The sequence below is a fragment of the Tissierella sp. QWL-11 genome (assembly GCF_058683765.1).
In genome coordinates this window covers 319344-340951 of the sequence record NZ_CM178750.1, presented here as the reverse complement: position 1 = coordinate 340951, position 21608 = coordinate 319344, and the positions used below count along the sequence as shown (strand labels likewise).

At 31.3% G+C, this 21608-nt stretch carries 16 protein-coding genes and 1 riboswitch; of the genes, 2 read left to right on the top strand and 14 right to left on the bottom strand.

All coding sequences use genetic code 11. From position 1 onward, the window contains the following. Position 1: 1 nt before the first annotated feature. A riboswitch (cobalamin riboswitch) is annotated at positions 2-177 on the bottom strand. A 185-nt stretch (positions 178-362) separates the two neighbouring features. Together AC4PG3_RS01630 and AC4PG3_RS01625 are read left to right on the top strand one after the other, a co-directional pair. Then, positions 363-569, top strand: coding sequence for a nitroreductase family protein (locus AC4PG3_RS01630; RefSeq protein ID WP_492197342.1), 207 nt, complete (start codon positions 363-365; stop codon positions 567-569). 254 nt (positions 570-823) lie between these two features. Next, positions 824-1669, top strand: coding sequence for a hypothetical protein (locus AC4PG3_RS01625; protein WP_492197341.1), 846 nt, complete (start codon positions 824-826; stop codon positions 1667-1669). 132 nt (positions 1670-1801) lie between these two features. On the opposite strand, the gene AC4PG3_RS01620 is transcribed toward AC4PG3_RS01625, so the two are convergent. The 14 genes from AC4PG3_RS01620 to AC4PG3_RS01555 form a co-directional block, all read right to left on the bottom strand. After that, positions 1802-3016 (bottom strand): ABC transporter permease, encoded by a 1215-nt coding sequence (locus tag AC4PG3_RS01620; RefSeq protein ID WP_492197340.1) that lies wholly within the window; start codon positions 3014-3016, stop codon positions 1802-1804. Positions 3017-3027: 11 nt separating this feature from the next. Further along, complete coding sequence (locus tag AC4PG3_RS01615; RefSeq protein ID WP_492197339.1) at positions 3028-3726, bottom strand: ABC transporter ATP-binding protein; 699 nt, start codon at positions 3724-3726, stop codon at positions 3028-3030. A 1-nt stretch (position 3727) separates the two neighbouring features. Further along, positions 3728-4966 carry an efflux RND transporter periplasmic adaptor subunit gene (locus tag AC4PG3_RS01610; protein WP_492197338.1) on the bottom strand — a complete coding sequence of 413 codons (1239 nt, stop codon included), beginning with the start codon at positions 4964-4966 and terminating at the stop codon, positions 3728-3730. Positions 4967-5390: 424 nt separating this feature from the next. After that, complete coding sequence (locus AC4PG3_RS01605) at positions 5391-6467, bottom strand: Fic family protein (RefSeq protein ID WP_492197337.1); 1077 nt, start codon at positions 6465-6467, stop codon at positions 5391-5393. A 419-nt stretch (positions 6468-6886) separates the two neighbouring features. Continuing rightward, positions 6887-7870, bottom strand: coding sequence for an Abi family protein (locus AC4PG3_RS01600; RefSeq protein WP_492197336.1), 984 nt, complete (start codon positions 7868-7870; stop codon positions 6887-6889). Positions 7871-8044: 174 nt separating this feature from the next. Further along, on the bottom strand, positions 8045-8242 hold the full coding sequence (locus AC4PG3_RS01595; RefSeq protein ID WP_492197335.1) for an ATP-binding protein: 198 nt from the start codon (positions 8240-8242) through the stop codon (positions 8045-8047). A 29-nt stretch (positions 8243-8271) separates the two neighbouring features. Continuing rightward, complete coding sequence (locus AC4PG3_RS01590; protein WP_492197334.1) at positions 8272-8730, bottom strand: IS21 family transposase; 459 nt, start codon at positions 8728-8730, stop codon at positions 8272-8274. Positions 8731-9104: 374 nt separating this feature from the next. Beyond that, positions 9105-10301 (bottom strand): hypothetical protein, encoded by a 1197-nt coding sequence (locus AC4PG3_RS01585; protein WP_492197333.1) that lies wholly within the window; start codon positions 10299-10301, stop codon positions 9105-9107. A 443-nt stretch (positions 10302-10744) separates the two neighbouring features. Beyond that, complete coding sequence (locus AC4PG3_RS01580) at positions 10745-11098, bottom strand: four helix bundle protein (RefSeq protein ID WP_492197332.1); 354 nt, start codon at positions 11096-11098, stop codon at positions 10745-10747. A gap of 587 nt (positions 11099-11685) precedes the next feature. Continuing rightward, positions 11686-15090 carry an S-layer homology domain-containing protein gene (locus AC4PG3_RS01575; RefSeq protein ID WP_492197331.1) on the bottom strand — a complete coding sequence of 1135 codons (3405 nt, stop codon included), beginning with the start codon at positions 15088-15090 and terminating at the stop codon, positions 11686-11688. 293 nt (positions 15091-15383) lie between these two features. Further along, positions 15384-18461, bottom strand: coding sequence for an efflux RND transporter permease subunit (locus AC4PG3_RS01570; RefSeq protein ID WP_492197330.1), 3078 nt, complete (start codon positions 18459-18461; stop codon positions 15384-15386). After that, complete coding sequence (locus tag AC4PG3_RS01565) at positions 18454-19632, bottom strand: efflux RND transporter periplasmic adaptor subunit (RefSeq protein ID WP_492197329.1); 1179 nt, start codon at positions 19630-19632, stop codon at positions 18454-18456. The genes AC4PG3_RS01570 and AC4PG3_RS01565 overlap by 8 nt, the downstream gene beginning before the upstream one ends. Before the next feature lie 33 nt (positions 19633-19665). Then, complete coding sequence (locus AC4PG3_RS01560) at positions 19666-21081, bottom strand: TolC family protein (protein ID WP_492197328.1); 1416 nt, start codon at positions 21079-21081, stop codon at positions 19666-19668. Then, positions 21074-21595, bottom strand: a complete 522-nt coding sequence (locus AC4PG3_RS01555) for a MarR family winged helix-turn-helix transcriptional regulator (RefSeq protein ID WP_492197327.1) — start codon at positions 21593-21595, stop codon at positions 21074-21076. The genes AC4PG3_RS01560 and AC4PG3_RS01555 overlap by 8 nt, the downstream gene beginning before the upstream one ends. Positions 21596-21608: the final 13 nt, after the last annotated feature.

The following is a 21608-nucleotide window of genomic DNA, read 5'->3' as shown; positions in this document are numbered from 1 at the left end:
ACTATACTAAAATGTTTAAGTATGTATTCTGACTTAGCTTCATAGTTCCCTCCGCCTTCCCTTTAAGTGGCATTTGAAGTTTACTCCGCATCACAGTAACCGGTTTGTTCAGGATTTACACCTGATTCCATCTCTTAAGCATAATGTAGTATTAAATTGTAAATCTATTCTATCAACAATTATATACAATTTTAAATATATTTCAAGGTTTATTTTGACATTACTTCATACTAAAAATAAATTTACAAAATTTTCTATTTATATAATAAATTCTAAATAGTACTACAATAAGATTAGTTTACATTAAATATGTGTATAAATGAATTGAAAGATATATAATTAAAAATAGAAAGGAAAATAATATGAATAAAGTTTATGAAGTTGTATCAAATCATGTATCTATTAGAAAATATAAAGATAAAGATGTAAAAAGTGAAGATTTAGACAAAATCCTTAAAAGTACTCAGTTTGCTCCTTCCTCTATAAATGGGCAGCAACGGAGTGTTATAGTCATAAAAGATAAAGAAACCAAGAAAAAAATTGCAAATTTGACTGGAGGTCAAAAATAGGACAAGGTTCCTGTGTATTATAATGAGGAGTAAATCCTTCCATATAATTTAACAACTTAGAAACTAGATAAATTACATATATCTTTTAATTATATAAATAATATATTATATAACAAAAGCCACAATTGTGTCAATACAAAATTTGAACTATTTTACTTTTAGTGTTATAATATTAATAAGAATAAGTTAAATATAGATACAATAAAATGACGTCAACAAAAGATTACATATGTGAAATGGAGGTGTATAAATTAATGCATTTAGTTGATAAAAAAGTAATACATAAGACTTTTGGTAAAGGAATCATTACTAGTTGTAATGGTAATTATGTAAAAATAAATTTCAAATCAGGCTCCAAAAAATTCGTTTTCCCTGATGTATTCAGAAAATATATAACTCTTGTTGATCAAAAAGCGGCTAATTTAGTAAAGATACAAATTCAAAAAGAAGAAGTAAAGAAAAAAGAATTAAGACTAAAAAAAGAAAAAAACTTAGAACAGAAACTTCAAAACATCTCAAAGAATAAAAAACCTATTCAAAGTAATAAAAACCATTCTAGACAACAATCTGTATTCTGGTGTAAAACAGAAGAAGAGGATAAAATTTTTACAGAAGGTAAAATTTTTATAGGAAAAGTTGAAAATGGGAAAAGCAAAGGACAGCCAAGACGACTAGCTCGAATAAATTGGAAAAGCGGATGTCTTTTAACTAGGAGAGAACCTGATATGCCAGAAAGAGATAGACGCATCTTAGGTGTATTTATGGCAGCTGAAGGTTTTGATGGGCAGACATGTGATGATGGATATATTCTAGCTAATCCAGAATACAAACTTCGTCTTTCAGAACAAGAATCGGATAAGATGCTTTTTTGGAATTACTACATGAATAAAAATTCTCATAATAGTATGACATGGAATTCAGGAAGGCAACGTTATTTTGACAATATATGGATGGCACAAATTTTAAAGGATATTATTTCTTTGAAAAAGAAATCTGGAGAACATGAGAGTGCAGAGAGGTTTTTTAAATATTTTTGTAAAGTTAACCATATAAATGGAAATGAATTACCAAAACCTAATGGTCTACTGATGCAAAAATGATAAAGGTATAGAGTACTCAAAGTCAATGAATTGAGTACTCTATACCTTTGTAATATATGTATCGGAATTCTAATTTTTCATATACTATAAAGGCGGTTGTAATTATAGCTATTTTTGAGAGTGATATATTCATTATTCATATCGTAAAGCATCAATAGGGTCCAATTTTGAAGCTTTATTAGCAGGATAAATACCAAAAAATACACCTACACCAGCTGAAAAAAACCAAGCAATAATAATAGTTTTAAAAGATACACTAGGAGGTATTTTAATAAAGCTTGATATAATAGAGGCTAAACTCACACCTATAACAGTTCCAATTACTCCTCCAATCCCTGATACAATAACAGATTCTATTAGAAATTGTAGCAAAATATCTCTCCTCTTTGCTCCTATTGCTTTTCTTATTCCTATTTCACGAGTTCTCTCTGTGACAGAAACAAACATAATATTCATAACTCCTATTCCTCCTACTAAAAGAGAAATAGCTGCAATTGCTCCAATAACTAATGTTATAATTCCTGTTATTTTATTTATAGACTCTAACTCTCCTTCTGCTGTTTGAAAGCGATATTTATTTTCTCCTTCATTGCTATGCCTTCTCTCAATCAAGTTAATCGCTTTATTTGTAACAGAGTCTATATCTGCCTCTTTGCTAATACTAACATCCATACTCCAAATTAAATCTCCCATGTTCATCAATTTTTCTAAAGTTGTAAATGGTACAAAAACATTAGCCAGGGATTCCCCTCCTAAATTTTGAAGAGTACTCTTTGGTTTTTCATAAATACCAATAATAACTAATGAAATATTACTTTCTCTAATTTCTATATTAATACTTTCTCCTAATACATTTGTTCTACCAAATAAGTCTAAGGCCATTTCTTTATCTATAATAGCCACAGCTCTTTTGCCTTTCACATCTGCATCCACTAAATATCTACCTTTGATTATATTTACTTTTTCTATTTTTATATAATTTTCATCCCCACCAACTAGTCTTATATCTATTTTATTATTTTTAGATTTAATTTTCCCCCTCTCTGATATACTAGGTACTATGGCTTCTAAATCATTTGAAAAAGTTTCTTTCAATACATCTATATCATCATGGCTGAACAAGTCTTTCATGGAATAATTTTCACTCCAATTAACTGAAAAATAGGCACGCCCTGCACCAAATTGTTCAAATTCTTCATCTATCATCCTTTGACTTCCTTCACCTAGTGCTACTACAGTAATAACTGATGATATCCCTATAATAATACCTAACATAGTAAGAAGTGAACGCATTTTATTAGCCAAAACAGCACTTATTGACACTTGTATACTCTCCAGTATATTCATATAATTTCCCCTTATTTAAAAATAATAGTTTGTTCTCTAACGGGTATATCCTCTATAATTTCTCCGTCGCAACATGAAATCATTCTTTTAGTATGCTGTGCTATATTTAGTTCGTGAGTGACCATTATAATAGTTACTCCCTCGTTATTCAATTCCTGAAATATACCCATTATTTCATTCCCTGATTTAGTGTCTAAATTTCCTGTAGGTTCATCTGCAAAAATTACAGAAGGATTATTTACTAAGGATCTAGCAATAGCAACTCTTTGTCTTTGCCCACCTGAAAGCTCATTAGGATTATGATCCATTCTCTCTTGTAACCCCACTTTCCCCAACGCTTTTATAGCTCTTCTCTTTCTTTCATTAGATGAAATACCAGCATAAATCATAGGAAGTTCTACATTTTTTAAAGCACTTATACGAGGAATCAAATTAAAGGACTGAAAAATAAAACCTATTTTCTTATTGCGAACCACAGCAAGCTGATTATCATTCATATCTTGGACACTTTCCCCATCTAATTCATAAATACCTTCTGTTGGCTTATCCAAGCATCCTAGTATATTCATAAGTGTAGATTTTCCAGAACCTGAAGGACCCATGATAGATACAAATTCTTTTTCACCTATATGCAAATTAATATTTTTCAAAGCTTCTACACATATACTTCCTGTTTTATATACCTTCTTCAAATTTTCTATTTTAATCATATTATATCACCTTATCCACCATAACTTGATCTCCATCTTTTGTTTCTTCATTTGGATTTAATATCACTTCTTCTCCTTCTTCTATATCACCTATAACTTCAAGTGAAAAATCACTTTCTATACCTGTACTTATTTTGTGTTCTTTTATAATTCCATCTTTTACAGTAAAGATAATTTCATCACCACTTTTTTGAGTATATATGGTCTCATAAGGAACTGTTAAAACATTATCTTTCTGATCTGTTAAAATATCTAGTTTTGCAGAAAATCCTGGCTTTAAAAATTCATCATTATTCTCAATATCAACTTTTATTTCTACTACACTCTCTTTCCCTTGGGCTGTATCCATTTGTTTTGCAATCGAACCTACATATTTCACCTTTCCTTCATATGTTTTATTTTCAAATGAATCTCCTGTAATCTTGACATGGTTTCCTACATTTATTTTACTTGCATCATATTCATTCATATCCACTATAACCTCTAAGTGATCTATATCTTGAATAGACATTAAAGTTATATGAGATTCTATAATTCCACTTTCTGAAATATTAGTATCTACAATAGTTCCTGTAATAGGACTTCTTATAGTATATTTCATTAAATCTCTTTGTAGTTTTTCTACCTCTAATTTAGCTAATTGTGCTCTTTGTTTTTGAATAGTAATTTCATTTTCATAATTAGAATTTTTTAGTTTTTCTTCTGCTAAAAAATAGTCATTGTATAATTTATTCATATCATTTTCAGATTCTTCAAAACTTACCTTGCTAATTGCATTTTCTTCATATAATTCCTTATTTCTTTCATATGTATCCCTTGCATCTTCATATCTTATTTTTGCATTAGATAAATTAATCTCCAGTCCTGTATTGCCTTCTTTTTCTAATTTCTTTAAATTTTCTTCTTCTATTGAAAGTCTCAACTTGGCATCTTTGATTTTATATTGAATATTAGTTTCTTCTAATTTCATCAATACCTGATCTTTTTCTACTTTATCTCCTTTTTTAACAAACATCTTTTCAATTTTTTCTTCAACGTCAGATACAACATCTCTTTTGTCCATAGAAAATATTTTTCCAGTTCCCTTAATATGAGATTTTATATTTTCTTTTTTTATAGATGTAGTTTGAACTACAGCTTGAATAGAATTTTTATTTTTCATTCCTGTCTTCCATCCAATAATCCCTATTAAAATAATTAGTCCTAAAATGGTAATTATTATTTTTTTCTTTTTCCCCACTTTTAGATCCCCTTTCTAAATATACATCACAATATTTATATCATATTCATTTTATACTATAATTTCCCAGAATACAATAAATGTTATACTGCAAATTAGAAAATAATCGAAGCGTAACTATTACCTTTCTTCATACCTCCAGTTTCAGGCATAGAAAAAGCCCTAAAGCTAATTGCTATAGAACTTTTGATTTCTCACAATCACTACTATATATCCTTGTTTTCTTAAACAGGTTTAAATGCATTTCTGTGAAAAGATATGAAGTAGTTATAATTACCCTTCTTTTCAAAGTTAGATCTCTCAATAAGTTAAGTGCCTGGCACCGTAATACATGTAAAAAGAAACTTTGAATTATTGAAATTTAAAGCTTCTTAATTTTTAAATCCTTAAGTTGATGACATTGGGTACCCAATAGCTTTGCAGTTTATTTTTTCTCGCCAGATTCTTTAACTATTTTAAATAGCTTTTCATTAAGATAAATCCTCTCTCTTCCAATCTTTTCTGATACAAGAAATCCTTCCTCTTCTAAATTAGATAAATACTTAGCTGCTGTCTTTCTTGAAACACCAAGCCCATCTTCTATATAAGCTATCTTCGTATAAAACTCAAAGAAAATCAAATCTACTAACTCTCTCGAATACATATTAGGAAACTTCTCCATCATTTCTTTAGATGTATCTTCTAGTAATCCATTCATAGCTTTTACAAGCATCAATGTTTCATCTGCTGTTTCTTCTATCCCTTGAAGTATAAACAGTATCCACTCTTCCCATTTGCCTTCTACAGTTACCTTTTGTAATAGTGAATAATAGGCAGTCTTGTTTCTAATAATAAACTTACTTAAATATAGTATTGGACTGTCCATCAAATCCTTTAAAACTAGGTACAAAATATTAACAATTCTTCCAGTTCTACCATTACCATCGTAAAAAGGATGAATAGATTCAAATTGATAGTGAATCGCAGCTAACTTTATAAGTGGATCAATACTATCATAATCATTATTCATATAATCTTCAAGGTTACTCAATAGCGATACAATTTCTTGTTTTCCACTTGGTGGTGTATAAATAACTTCTCCAGTATTTTTATTTTTAAGTACTGTTCCTGTAAGCTTTCTAATTCCACCTTTATTAGGTTCGATAACATTTTGTATTTCTATAATTATATTAGTAGATAAGAATCCATTCTCTTTTACTAATTCATATCCTTTCCATATAGCACTTCTATAACTAACAACTTCTTTAGCTGCAGGAGATTCATAGTTCTCTCTACTCATTGTTTTAAATAACTCATCATGAGTAGTAATAATATTTTCTATTTCCGAACTATCCTTAGCTTCATTTATTGTAATAGCGTTTATTAGTATGTTTTTATTTGGTATCATACCAGAAAAACCTTTAAGTTCAGCTAATGCTCTATGAGATCTTGCTAATTGTTTCAATACAATCTTCGTTTCAAGTTCAATTTTAGGCGGAAGCATTTTTAATGAATTATCCATTTTTCTCACTCCTACTTAGTATAATAAGTACATTATATAGGTAAATATTTTCCATTACAATGAAATATGGGTAATTTATTCATTTTTCTACCTATGTTTTATTGATGTGGGTAATTTCTTCCCATGTTTTAATAGGCATAGAAAAAAGCCCTCTTTAGGGCTATATGGTGTTCTTCAAGTTTCATAATTTTCACCTTCTAATTAATATATAGAAATAGGAAACAGACGGAAACCGGGCACATAAAAAACCGCCATAAACCCCATAAATTCAAAGGTTCCAGCGGTTACTTAATACCCCATATGCCACCCTTTTATATGATGAGTGCCATTATCCATACTAATATTTATTATAAGCTTATTATTCATAAAGGTTTCCTTATAAATAATTGATTATTATAGTTTTATTATCCCCAAAATACTTATAAATCTTTTATTTCATACCAATTTAGTGGAAAACCCATTTCACTAAGCACATCATTAATACCTATCGTAGACAGACTTCCTGACAGCTTATCTATTTCTATTTTAACCAAATCTACAAATTTATCAAATGAGCCCTTCTTCAAAATAAGCTTGCATATTATTACAATTGTAAACAAATCATTCTTTCCACTTATAGGGTTGTTACTCTTATCTTTAGGAATATTTAACTTATGATGAATTGAATTTGTTTTTATCATATTAGGTTTCGTATCATTTCTCAAGGCTTTAAGATTATAAAAACGTTCATCGTGGGCACATGCATTTCTATAGATGGTCAGTACAGATAATATTTTTGTCATTTCATCAGGCCTTAGATTAAACTTTCGCCCCACATCATTCTGGTCCTTCTGTTTTAAGTAACTATAGAAAACACTCATTGTCCCCAACGTAAGTGAATTTACTAACACCCATAATGGCACATATCCGTAAGTTAGCATATTGTGAGAAATCATAGCATTATTCTTTGAAAGTTGTCTAGAAATATCTCTCTGAATATTTGCGATTAACGAAGAGACATCACCAATCTTCTGCGCTGCAGTTTTACGTTTCTCCCAAGGCTTAACAGTGATATCAAAATTTGAAATCTTCAAGTAATTATCATGACCATACTTTTTAGAAAAGTCATGCGAGATGACTGCCTTGATATTGTTTTCTATTTCCAATATGTATTTAATGAATATATTTTTCAACTCACGATCAAATAAGTACAGATTGTATAACTCGTAAAAATCAGCACCCTCTTTATACTTCTCATCAGGTCCTGTATAAGTCTTATCAATGAAGAGTTCTTTATAACCATTAATTACATTATAGTAATTCTCCATTTCAAGAATATCTTTAACCCCAGGGTCTGATACATTCAGTCCTCTGGAGTCCAATTTTTTAATCTGATCTTCTATTGTTGAAAATAATTTATCCATATTATCACCTAAATTAAGAAAACCCCGGGCCCGTAGGTCACCGGAGTATGATCATCAATATTATATGCTAACACTACTCTTATTATGCTTTAATTATACTATGAATTTATTATTTTGTCAAAAGTCATAGTCAATCTTATGAATGTCAAGTTAAAATTCCTCATTTCTGTGCAATTAAGACTCCTCACTTTTATTCATTTTTAATTTATCTTTAATTCTATAAGATGGTCCTGTAATATTAAATAAATACGAGTAATGCAATATTCTATCTAGGATAGCTTTAGTTATCATTTCATCTTGCCCTAATATGCTTGGCCACTTATCAAATGTGATATTGCTTGTAAATATGGTAGATCTCTTCGTATATCTCATGTCTATTAGTTGAAAGAATATCTTAGATTCTAAAGGTGATATTTTTCTCGGATTCTTCGTGGTGGAAAGGGCGAAAAGTCACCTTTCTCTTGATTTAATAAAACTATTCTAGGCATATTTGTTGCTTGAGAAATACTTTTATTATCTTCATCATTTATTATTTTCAATTTTTCATGAACATTAAGTAAATCATTATATACTCCATTGTAATTTTCAAGTTGAGATGGTTTCTTGTTTTGAGTTTCTGTTTTTCCTTTCATTTCAGGACGATATGGCATACAAGGTTTACATTTAATATTATAATCTCTTAAGAATTCTTCAAACTTTACATTTAAAATAGCTTCTGTATCTTTTGTTCTAGGCTTATCTACTAAGCACTTTATATTATCAATAACCAGTTCTTCTGGAACACCTCCTATAGTTTCAAAAGCACCTGCCAGGAAACTTTCTATTGTCTCATATTTAGTATCTACTACAATTTCTCGCACATTAAATCTTGAAAATCCAAGTGTTAAAGTTGAGATACGCTTTTATATGTTCTGGAGTAAGATTGGTATATTTTCCTAGCTCTGTTTGAATATCTCCCAAATCCTAATCTCCCCTTTATTATAGTATCAATTATTCCTAGTAATTATATTTTTAAAATATTTTGGCATAGAAAAAAGCCCTCTTTAGGGCTATATGGTGTTCTTCAAGTTTCATAATTTTCACCTTCTAATTAATATATAGAAATAGGAAACAAGGATTACTATTATAAAAAAGATCTCTCACAAGCATTTCTGCCTGTAAGAGATCTAGTTTTTGTGTACTGGATAGTACCTTTGTGAGAGAGGAAGTTTATCCCCTCGAACTTGTTATTTATTTAAGATAAGTTACTTAAACCAATTGTGATTGTAACTGTTTGCCCTTTAATTATAAACTCGAATGGTTCTAATTTTGATAAATCAGATTTATTCTCATCTATAATCCCAGCAATTGTAGTTACTAGAGTTTCACCACTACCATTAACTTCCCAATTACTTCCAATTAGTTCGCCTTCTTGATTCCATTTATAAGTTGCACCATTAAATCCAATTTCTTCTATACCTGCGTTTATTCTATATAATCCACCTAATACACGAGCTAAATCTTTAGTGGCTGGTGCATTGGAATCTTCAGATGCTACAAAATCACTTAAATTAGTAGGTGTATATGTTATATTTAATCCTTCAACTGTTGGCTCATTTGTAAAAGTAAATGATCCTTCTTCTCCTACACCTTCTTTTGCTTTAGCTATGGCATTTTTTAAGTTTGTTTCTACTTCTGCCGCATCTACTTTAGTTCCAGCTTGTTGTGCTTTTCCATAATTTGATACTGCTGATGCTAATGTTGTTACTGCTTCAGCAACTTCTTCTTGAGTAGCTTCTACTTTATCTACTACTGCTTGAGCTTCTTTTACTGCATTTTCAAGTACTGTTTTAGCTTCTTGAGTAGTCCACTTTTCTGTTTTCTCTATATCAGAACCATCTGTTGATACTTTTACATATTCAACAGCTGCTATTGCATTTTTTAATACTTCTTTGTCTACTACTGGTTCTTTTACTTCTGGATCTAATTCAACTGGTTCTGTTGATTCAGTACCAGTAATCTTTACTGCTTCATCATCTGATACTTCTGCATTAGCCTTTACAATTACTGTTACATCTTTTTCAACTACAGCATTTACTACATTTGGTGTTATAACAGTAGCATTTGCTTTTATAGTCAATTCTGCAACCGTATCAGTTATATTTAATGTTTTTCCTTCTGCATTAAATACAAGTTTATTTCCTGAAACTAATTCATTCCAAGTCTTTCCTGAAACATCTTCAATTGTTACAGTTCCATTTACTGTTGCATGGTTGTTAACTGTAGCATTTGGTGTGTTTACAGTTAAATCTCCAGTGATTGTTCCTGCTTTAATATCTATTGTTCCTGAAGTATCACTTGTTATAGTTACATTACCTGTTATAGTTTTACCAGCTAAATCAAGATTTACTAATTTAGTAAGGGCTACATCCATAGTAACGTCTTCTGTCAATGTTACAGTTCCACCATCTACTGCTTTATCTATAGCGACTTGTAATTTTTCTTCAGGTGTTTGTGTAGGTGTTTCACCATTCCGTGTCTATCTCCACCGAGATTTCGACCGGTCTACACCGTACGTGCGACTTTCATCGCATACGGCGTTCCCTCGGTTATACAGTTGATAGTGTATAGTGGACAGTTGATAGTTTTTTAACTACTAACTATCAACTGTCAATTTTCAACTGTATAACCGACTAGGTTCCTTCGCTCCCACTTGTTTTATCCTCTTCATATGTTACCATACAAATTCAAACGGCAAGTGATCTACACTACTACGAACCCGCTGACTCCCTATATAGATCAATGGAGTTACTCCTCCTCCTTATATAGGACCTCAAACGTTCCATACATACCATCCCTTACATCAATTGACAGTTGACAGGGGACAGTTGACAGTTATTTTAAGGATTCTTTTGTTGTTTTAACTATTGCTATGAGCATTTTATTTATCTCTGCACAATCTTGTAATATTGAACTTGAGTGGTTATCATCTATATAGTTTGTCTCTATTAGAAGCTCTATCCAATATTCTGTTTCACTTGCTTCTTTTAGTGCTATATTCATCTTTGATAGATAATCTTTTCTACTTTGTCCTTGTAAAGCTTCTTTAATATTTGCACCAATACTAGTGCCTGACCTTAGTATTTGTTTTGACAAAATATATTCTTTTTTCTCAGTAGTTAAATACTTATATAGATTGACTATTCTAACAGAAAAACAAAATGCTTTTTCATAAACAATACTTTTCATAGTATCCTCTCTTTTAAAACTGGTTTTAACTGTCATCTGTCAACTCTCAACTGTCAACTGAATCTTTGATGATCTTAGATCTCCACTATGCACAGTAAGAAAATCAGATTTAATAGCCTGAATTATATCTGATTCTACTATATCATTTCAGATATAGAGGTAGATGATAAGCTGAAGGTATATTTGTATATCACCGACTAGCTTACTTAGCTTTAAAACATGGATTCATATTCTTAATCATAATCACCTTTTAAGGAGCCCCGCACTAATTTCAGTGGATAGTTTACAGTTGAAAGTTAATAGTTAAAATCAATAAAGATTTAAAAACTGTCAACTTTCAACTGTCCACTCTCAACTGATTTAGTTACGTCTTCACCTGGCTTCATACTGTTAAGAGAGTAATCTCAAGCAATATGCAGGAGGATTAGGCTCTATGCTTTGAAGGCTATTGCATAGATTGGGATTTCACCCAATAATTGGTAATATATAGTTGAAGAAAAGCCCCATACCTTTAAGGTATAGGGCTTATGCTTCACCCATTTCACTTATATTACTATAAGTTTATAGAGTAACGTTTCGCACTTTTATTATTCAGCTTTTAGTTCAAATTCTAAGTTAACTTTTTCTGTTAAACCTGCTTTTGAAAGAGTTACTTCATAATAAGCTTTTGCTGAATCTACGTCAGTTTCTTTAACTGCAACGTCTATTCCTTCTCCAGCTGCTGTTTTAGCTGCTGTTTCAACTGCAGTTATTCTAGCTAATTTTTCAGCTGTCTTATTTATTTCAACTTCCATTTTTCCAACTTTTTCTTTAGCTGTATCTAAGTCTTTTTGTGCTTTTTCTTTCTCATCTGCTTCTGTTTGAAGAGCTTTTATAGTTGCTTCTGCTTTTGTTAAGTCCTCTAAATTAGTAATGTCCGCATCTTCTGCTTCTAACCCTTTAGCCTTAACAACCAATGCTCTTGCTGCTTCTACTGCTTCTTTATTTTCTAAAGTTATTTCTTCAGGTAATTCTTTTATAGCTGCTATTGCTTTTTTTATAGCTTCTTTTTTAGCAATAGTATCTGCCAAAGTTTTTACTTCAATTTTAGTAATAACTTTGTCTCCATCTACTGTTCTAAATTCGAAATCTACTCTAGCACCTACTTTGATTTCTTCATTTCCAGCTAATTCGTTTGGTAATAAATAGTCTACACCTTCAATTGTAATCCAAACATTATCTCTTACTGTGAATTTTGCTTCTATTTCTTTTCCTTTTATTTCATCATCTTCATCATCTTTGCCATCTTTAACATCATCTGCTTCACTACCAACTAATCTCTCGATTACTCTGATGTTTACATTATTTTCTACTATAAAGAATACTGCATCACCTTTTCTAATGTTTGAAGTTGATTTCTTAGTATCTTCTTCATACACTATAGCACTACTTGATAATTTGTAATCTTTATCATTTACAGTTATAACATTGTTTGACTTCTTAGTAACAACACCTTCTCTATAGTCTAAAGTACCTTCATCTTCATTATATAGATCTATCTTGCCATCACTCTTAAGTTTAGCAACATATGGTCTTTCGTCAGCTAACTTACCTTTACCTTTTACTTTATCTACTTCTCTTTCTTCTACTTTACCAGTTTCATAAGAGATGTATTCTACGTAGTCGTCTCCACCTTTACTCCATTTGTCGATTACATAGATTGCTTCTTCATCTGAAGCTGTATTAGCTCCTTCAGTACCAACAAATACTAAAGCATCTACATCTACGTCATTGTTTCTCTTAGTGAATACATAGTATTCTAATTTATCATTATAGTTATCTTCTGCCATATCTGACCACTTAGCTATTCCAAAGTCATCAGTGTCAAATCCTGTAGCTTTACCTGGAGTTAAACCTTTTGCATCAACAATAACTGCTCTATCGTTTATTGCAAATGATTTATGATCTCCATCAGAATCAGTTGAGTATAAACTTGATTTACCAAAATCTTTATCTTTCTTCATTACCCAAGTATTATCTTTATCCATTACATAGAATTCATCTTCTGCAATTTCTCCATCTTTGTTAAGTTTGAATTTAACAACATAACCTTGTAAATCTTTTCCAAATTCATCTTTACTTACTTTATCTTCATTACCATATCTGTCAAGCATAATTGGATGGATTAAATTATCTTCTTCTTCTACTCTATAAGTGATTTCATCTCCATCATTGTCTTCTAAATGAGTATAGATTTTGATTCTATCATTATCATAGTAAGTTCTAGTTACAACACCATATTTAAATCCTGATGTTCCTGTAGCTTCTGTTGATAAGAATGCAATTTTTCCAGCAGCATCTAGATATGCTACCATGTTTTCTCCATCTGCATCTTCCATATCGTTATCAAAGTCTTCATCTTTCCATTCTTTGATATCTTCGAAGCCTTCTACACTATAGTATGCATGAACTCCATCTGAATCCTTTATAGCCTTAAATGTATTATCATCTAGAGTTACTCTATCATATTTAACCTTTGATAGTTCACCTTCAACCATATTGTCTTGTACTACTACTACTTGAACATAATCGTCTCCGTCATAGTCAAGTTTTTGAACATATACTATATTTCCTTCTTCTATATCTTCTACATCAAGAGAGTTTCCTAATGTATCAAATGCAAATACTCCATCATAGTTACCATCTTTACTTAAATCAAGATCGAAGTCTTCAGTAGTTTCATTGATTCCTTCCAATAAACCTTTGTTATTTTCAAGAACTAGCATCCATGGAAGAGCTTCTGAACTTTCCATTACTTCTGCATATACGATTTTGTTGTTTTTAACAACAAATTTACCTACTTTACCTAAAAGATTATCTGCATCAACTCTAGCACCATCTTTGTCTACAGTTATTTCTTTGTATTGGTCATCTTTTGCATCGTATACATATACTTTTGCATCTTTATCAAAGTTATAGTCTTTATCAAATTTTACTAATGATATTTCTTCTGTTTCATCGTCGTCACCTTTTACTTCTTCAATATAATCAAAGTGAGCTTTGTCATCATTTTCAGTTTCGATATAAACTACTTCATCTTTGTCGTTCATATATACTGATACTTCTTCACCAATATTTAATCTTGGATTTACATTTTTTGTGATTGAGAAGTCTTTCTCGTCGCCTTCGTCATATGACTTCTTAACTCCCTCATCATCTTTATCAATGTCTTTTAAGAATAAAACAGTTATTTCATCTTTATTTAGACCATCATTTACTATTTTGTCAGCAACAACTCTAGTGTCTTCATATTTACTAATATCTAATTTGTCTTTTAATAAACTAACATCTGACTCTAGATACTCTACTGTACCGTCTTTGTATGTGTCTACTTTAACAACATCAGCATCTAATGTATTGTTTACCATTTGAGCTACTTTACCTCTATTAGCAAATCCACGAGCATCTGAGTAGCTTACTCCTGAAGTAATTCCTGCTTCAGCTGCTTTTGCAATGTGACTTCCTGGCCATACACCTTTTAGGAATGAGTCTTGGTAACCTAATGCTCTAACTAACATAGTTAATGCTTCTGCATATGTTACTTGATCATTTGGTTTGAATTCTCCATTTGGGAATCCTTCTACAAGTCCTTGTCCTGATGCTACATTTACATATCCTGATGCCCAGTGACTAGCTGGTACGTCTGGGAATGTAACTTTTCCTTCTGCTGCTTTTGCAGCGTTGCCTATTCCTAGAGCTTCTACTAAAATTTTAGCAAACTCTGCTCTAGTTACATCTTGCTCTGGTTTGTATGTTCCATCCTTATAACCATTTAAAACATCAAACGCTACTAATCTTGATACTGCTTTTTCATATTCTGTTCCTATTACATCTTTTGGTACTTTTTTCAAGTCTTCAGTTGCTACATCAGCTGCAGCGAACACAGTACCAAAGCTTCCTAGTACCATTGCGAATACTAGAACTAATGAAAATATTCTTTTCATTTTACTCATGTGATATTTCCTCCCTTATTTTTCTTTTTTGAAATGGTTTGTTATTATCGTTGGCACCACTTCTTCAACCAACACTAAAAATTATTTAAGATACTTACAATATGCTATTTCATTAACATACTGCATTAATTATTGTACCATCAACCCAAACTTAGGTCAATGATATTAAAAAGTTGTAATATAACTGTAATATTAGATATATGGTATATCCAACTTCATTAACTTAATATTATTATATCTAATTAAAATGAAAATTACCATTACAATTATATTACAAATGTATTACTATATCCCTACATTTCACTTTCTTCCTTTTTATCGCCCTTATCTTTACCTTCAAATGCCATGTATGAAGCAGGTATAACTATTACAGTGAGTACAGATGATACCATAAGTCCAAATATTATAGTATATGCCATTGGTGCCCAAAGGCTACCCCCTCTAAGTCCCATGGGGACTAAACCTATCACTGTAGTTACCATTCCTACCATTATCGGTCTTAGTCTGGCAGTAGAAGCTTCCATCACTGCATCTATACTTTCTAAGCCCTGTCTTTTTAGTACATTTATATAGTCTAATAAAACTATACCGTTATTTACTACTATACCCATTAAACTAACTGCACCCATCATCGCCATAAATCCTAATGGGTATCCGGTGATCTTTAAGCCCCATATAACTCCTATAAAAGAAAGTGGAATTGTTCCCATTATTATCAGGGGTTGTTTTAGATCAAAGAATTGGAACATTAGTATAAGATATATTAGGGCTGCCGCCAAGAAAAATGGTCCAATTAGAGATTCAAAAGCCTCTAGTCTATCTTCACTTTCTCCTCCAAACTCATAGGAGTAACCTTCTGGCACTTCAAACCCTTCCATCTCCTCTTCCAATATCTTTAGTACTTCAGCTGCTGTATTTCCTGATTTAGGATGGAAACCTACAGTTATGGTTCTCTGTCTGTTTCTCCTGAGTATCTTGTTTAGACTAAATTCAGATTTTACCTCTGCTATTTGATTTATAGGTATATTTTCCCCAGTTACTTGGGATGTGATAAATATATTGTTTAGATTTTGTGCATTTTTCTTATCTTTTTCTGGTACTCTAAGTATGACTGGGATATCTTCATCTTGATATTTAGGTCTTAACTTTGTCATCTCAAGTCCATTTACTGCCATCCTCACTGTAGAGGATACATCATAATTTGTAAGCCCTACCATACTTGCTTTATCCTGATTTACATCTATATTTAATTTCATAGTCTTTGTACCAAAATTGTCTTGGACATGCTGACCTTCTTCTATAGTATAGAGTACATCTTTTACTTCTGCTGCCAATTCTTTTAGTACATTTACATCTTTTCCACTTATTCTAACTTGTACTGGTAGATCTATAGGTACTGCATTTTCTAATTGTTTTACTTCTATCCTAGCCCCTTGGACTTCTTTGTTTAACTTTGCTTGAATATTATTTATATCCTTTATCTTTCCATTTACTACAAATTGTCCTTTATTGCTGGCTATTTGATTTCCAAAAAAAGATGTATAAAATTTAGGTATTCCATCTCCCACCTTTGATAAAAATGTATCTATAGATGGATCGTCTAAGAGTATTTGTTCTATATCAGAAACCACTTCTCTAGTCTCTTCTACTGTGGTTCCTTCCATCAAAGTCACATCTATTACGTATTGGTCTCTTTCTACAAATGGAAACAATTGTAAACCAAGACTAGGTATCAACAAACTACTAAGTCCCAAAGCTACAATAGCTGCAAATATAGTAGTTTTAGGTTTTTTTAACACTCCCATTAATAGCTTTTTATATAAATTATTGAAGTAATCTGCAAGTTTTTTAGTTGTTATTTTTGTTTTTTTATTTTTTTTGCTCTTTTTACTCTTTTCATCTTGCCCATTTTCTTCTAAGAATTTATATCCCATAGCTGGTACTACTGTCAATGAAATTAAGTAGGAACTAGCTAAGGCTATAGTTACCATAATTGGTAAATCTTTTACAAATTTTCCAGCTACACCTTTCATCATAGTAAGAGGTAAGAAGGAAGCTATAGTTGTAAGTGTAGAAGTCAGTATTGGTATACGCACTTCTTTTATTCCATTTATTATACCTTCTTTTCTTTTTTTGCCCTGTGATAGTTGAAGATACATATTGTCATTTGCAACTATGGCATTTGCAACTAATAGTCCTAGACACACTATGAGTGAGGCTATACTTACTTGATGTAGCACTATACCAAATACCCCCATAAATACAAAGGTAGTTGCTACTGTAAGTGGTATAGAAGATGATACTACTAAAGCACTTCTACTTCCCATGGTGATCAATACTATTAGTATAACTAAAAATATAGCTGATAAAAGATTCCCTTCAAAATCTCTTATGGCATCATTTACATATTCTGATTGATCTGTTATTATCCTTAGATTCATACCATTTGGCATGGTTTCTTTGTATTTATCTAATATTTCATGTACGCCTTCTGATATTTTAACTATATTTTCACCAGTGGAATATTTTATAGTTAATAGTAATGATTTTTCTCCATTGCTATTGACAAATACATCTCTTTCTCCTTCTGATTTCTCTATTTCGGCTATATCTTTTAAGTATATTATATTCCCAGTTTCTGACATTCCTACTATGGTGTTTTTTACATCTTCTATATTTTCATATTCACCTGTAGTAGTGATTGGAATATTGCTTTTATTTAACTTTAAGCTACCTCCAGGTATATTTATATTTCTAGCCTTTAATAGAGTGGCTATATTATTCATAGAGATTTTAAAATGTTTCATCCTGAGCAAGTCTAAGTTTATATGAATCTCATCTGGTATATGTCCATCTATATCTACTGCTGCTACTCCATCTAGTCTTTCTAATTCTTCTTGTACATCATCTGCTACCTTTTTAAAATCACTATATTTGTAGTTTTCACCACTTATGGTAAATAACATGCCATAGCTTTCTGTAAGTCCTGTGTCTACATCTGGTTCTAGTGCCCCTTCTGGTAATTCTGTTTCGTCTACTTTGTCCTTTAAATCACTCCAAGCTTCGTTGATCTGTTTGTCTGTGATATCTTCTAAGCGGACTACTATAACACCTACATTGTCTAAGGAGTAGCTTTCCATTAGTTTTATATTTGCTACTTCATTGATTTTATCTTCTAGAGGTTTTACTATAAGCCTTTCTATATCTTCGGGAGTTGCCCCTGGATATATAGTCATGATAGTTGCACCTGGCGATACTACTTCTGGGTTTTCTTGTCTTTCCATCCTTGTATAGAGTATCCCACCTAATACTACTATAAAAATAGATAAGACCGCTATAATGCTTTTATGTTCTATGCACCATTTAGTCATTTTCTTCAACTCTCCTAGCGTTCACCTTTTCACCATCTAATAGTCCATATTGACCTTGAAACACTACTAATTCTCCATTTTCTAACCCTTCAAGTATCTGGATTTTATCCTGATAGACTTCACCTACTTCAACCATTCTCTTCTCTACTGTTTCTTCTGTTTCCTTGTATACAAATACAAATGAACCTTCTACATCATCTGTAACTGTATCTATAGGTAGCATTATGGAGTTCATTTCTTTTTGTGGCATTATTACATTGGCAATCATACCAGGTTTTATATCACCTTCACTATTGTCTATATCTATCTTTACTCCAAAGGTTCTAGTCTCTATATCTGCTGTGGTATCTATATTTGTTATAATTCCTTTTATTTCTTTTTCAGCACCATATACAAATACTTTGACTTCTTCTCCTTTTTTTACATGGTCTATTAGTCTATCTGGTATCCCCACTTCTACTTCCAATGTATCCAATTGACCTAAAACTAAAACTGGATATCCAGGAGCTGTAGTTTCTCCTATTTCTGATATTTGTTTTACCACAGTTGCATTTATAGGACTTGTGAGGACTGTATCATCTAATTGAGATTGAGCTAGTTCTAGAGCTGCTTCTAGTTGTTTTAATTGTGATATAGATGTATCTCTTGCATCTTGAGCTTCTTGTAGTTCATTTTCTGCTACTAGTAGTCTCAATTCTAATTCTTCTACTGTCTTTGTGGCTACTGCTCCCTTTTCGTGGAGTCTTTTTACCCTATCCAATTGGGTCTTTATAAATTCAACATTTGCCTCTGCTTTGTTTACAGATGAGTTTATTTTACTATTTAATTCCATATTTATAGAATCATATTGAGATCTAGCTGCTATAACTCCCAATTCATAATCATGTGAATTTAAAGTCATAAGCACATCCCCTTGTGAGACGGTATCACCTTCTTTTACATTTACATTTTCTATTACACCTGCTACTTTGAATCCTCTCTTTATTAATTGAGAAGGTTTTATATTACCGCTGATTTCTATGTCATTAGAATATTTTGTAGTATTGACTTCCATTATGTTCACAGGTTTAAATACTTCTTCTGTTTGCACTACTTCTTCTTTTTTACACCCAAATAATATTGTCATCATTATCAAAGTTAAAATGAGTAATTTCTTTTTTCTAAAATTCATATTATATATCCCCTTATGTCTTTTTATTCTATTTTAATATATGAAATCTCCTATATTGTTTAGATACTGCATACGAGCTAGATTATAAGTATAAATTATCTTTACTACATTTTCCTCAATCTCTGCTAATTTTTCTTCTGCGGCTAAGACCTCTACTATAGTACCTGCAGAGTCTTGTAAGTTTAAGTTCTGAAGCAGACTCGTCTCTACTCCAAAGCCCTCTTTGTATTTTAGTTTTGCAATTTCTAAATTTTCTTCTGCCTCTTTTACCATTTCCTTTGTCTCTGTTAGCATTTTTGCAACTGTATTTACATTGTTATATGATTGGCGTATAGAGTTTTCTACTTCTACCTTTGCCTCTTCAAAGTTTATAGCTGATTTGTCCCTAAGTATTTCTGCTTCTTTGTATTGGAAAGTATTTGGAGTGTATTTTCTCTTTGTCTCATCAAAGTTTAATACATATATAGCTACTTCTCCTACAGCTTTTTTCATTTCTAATCTCTCTTGCATCCCATTCATAAGACCTGTCTTTAAGTCAAATCCATCTATTTCTTCTACCAATACATCTGTGAGCTCTATCTCTTTTTCAAAGTCTAGATTTATACTCTTTTTAAATTCTACAATTGCATTTTCAAGCTTTCCCTTTGCATCTTCATATTGAATCTTTGTAGTCTTATAGTAAATATTACTAACTAACATATCATCTTTTGACTTCATTCCCTCTTCATAACTAGCTTTTGAAAATTCGTATTGAGTTTTTCCTCTCTCCATAGCCTTTTTCCTTACATCTACTAATTGCTGAGCCTTTAGGACATCATAATAGTTCTTTTGAATTAATAGTGCTATGGAATTTTTGTAGATATCAAATGATGCTTGACTGACTTCAAATGTTATATTTGCCATGGTTTCCATTACATCTGAAGTGGACTCTACTGTGAGAGAATCTAGACTTGCAAAGTCTAATTCTGATGCTATGGTCTTTCCTGCCTCTTGTAAGCCATTTATAATCTTATAATCACCACTTGCAATTTGTTTTCTAGAATTATCTAGAGATTCTTGTATTCCTTTTTTTATAGCTTCTTGTTGGCTATCAGGCAATTTACTTAAATCTGTACCTGCAGAGATAGTTTTTCCATTTATATCTATATCTGTTGGGGCGATATTTTTATCTAATAGACCTTGAGCTTCATTTATTTTACTAGTCGCATCTCTTAGATCATCTTTTCCTCTTCTAAGCTTTTTAGCTGAATACTTTGCCCTTTGTTTTGATACATCAGATAGTTCTATCTCTTTTTCTACTTTATCTAATTGAATACTGTTTTCTATCCCCTTGTTTACTGCAGTTTCTATGTCCAGCTTTAAAGTTTCCTCTGCAAATACTCCTACAGATGAAGAACATATAAAAGAAAATGCAAGTATCCACGCAAATATATTTTTTAGTTTATTCATCTTGACTTATCTCCTTTATATTTTCTAGATTCTCTTTTTCAATTTCTATAATCCCTAATTGTAGCTTTCTCAAAGATTCTACTAATTGTTTTTTTTCATCCACATCCAATATCTTCATTAGCCTTTCAGACCAAATTACATAGTCTTTTATAACTATTTCCACACATTTTATACCTTCTTTTGTGATCTCTACTCCTATCTTTCTTCTGTCTTTGGAGCTTCGAACTCTCTTTGCATAGCCTTGCTTTTCCAATCTATCTACTAGACCTGTGATGTTTGCATTGGATAAAAGCATTCTCTCTCCTACTTGGGACATATACATAGGTTCTTTTTGATGCTTTTTATATAATATAACTAGTACATTAAACTTGGGATTGGATAGTTCATATTGTTTAAAGAATCTATCATGGGATTCTTCTAGCATATCTTTCGCCTTTAAGAATTCTATAACTGTTCTTCCGGCTATCTTTTCTATCCATGCATAACTCTCTGATAATTTTTCTAATCTCTCCAACTATTTCACCTCT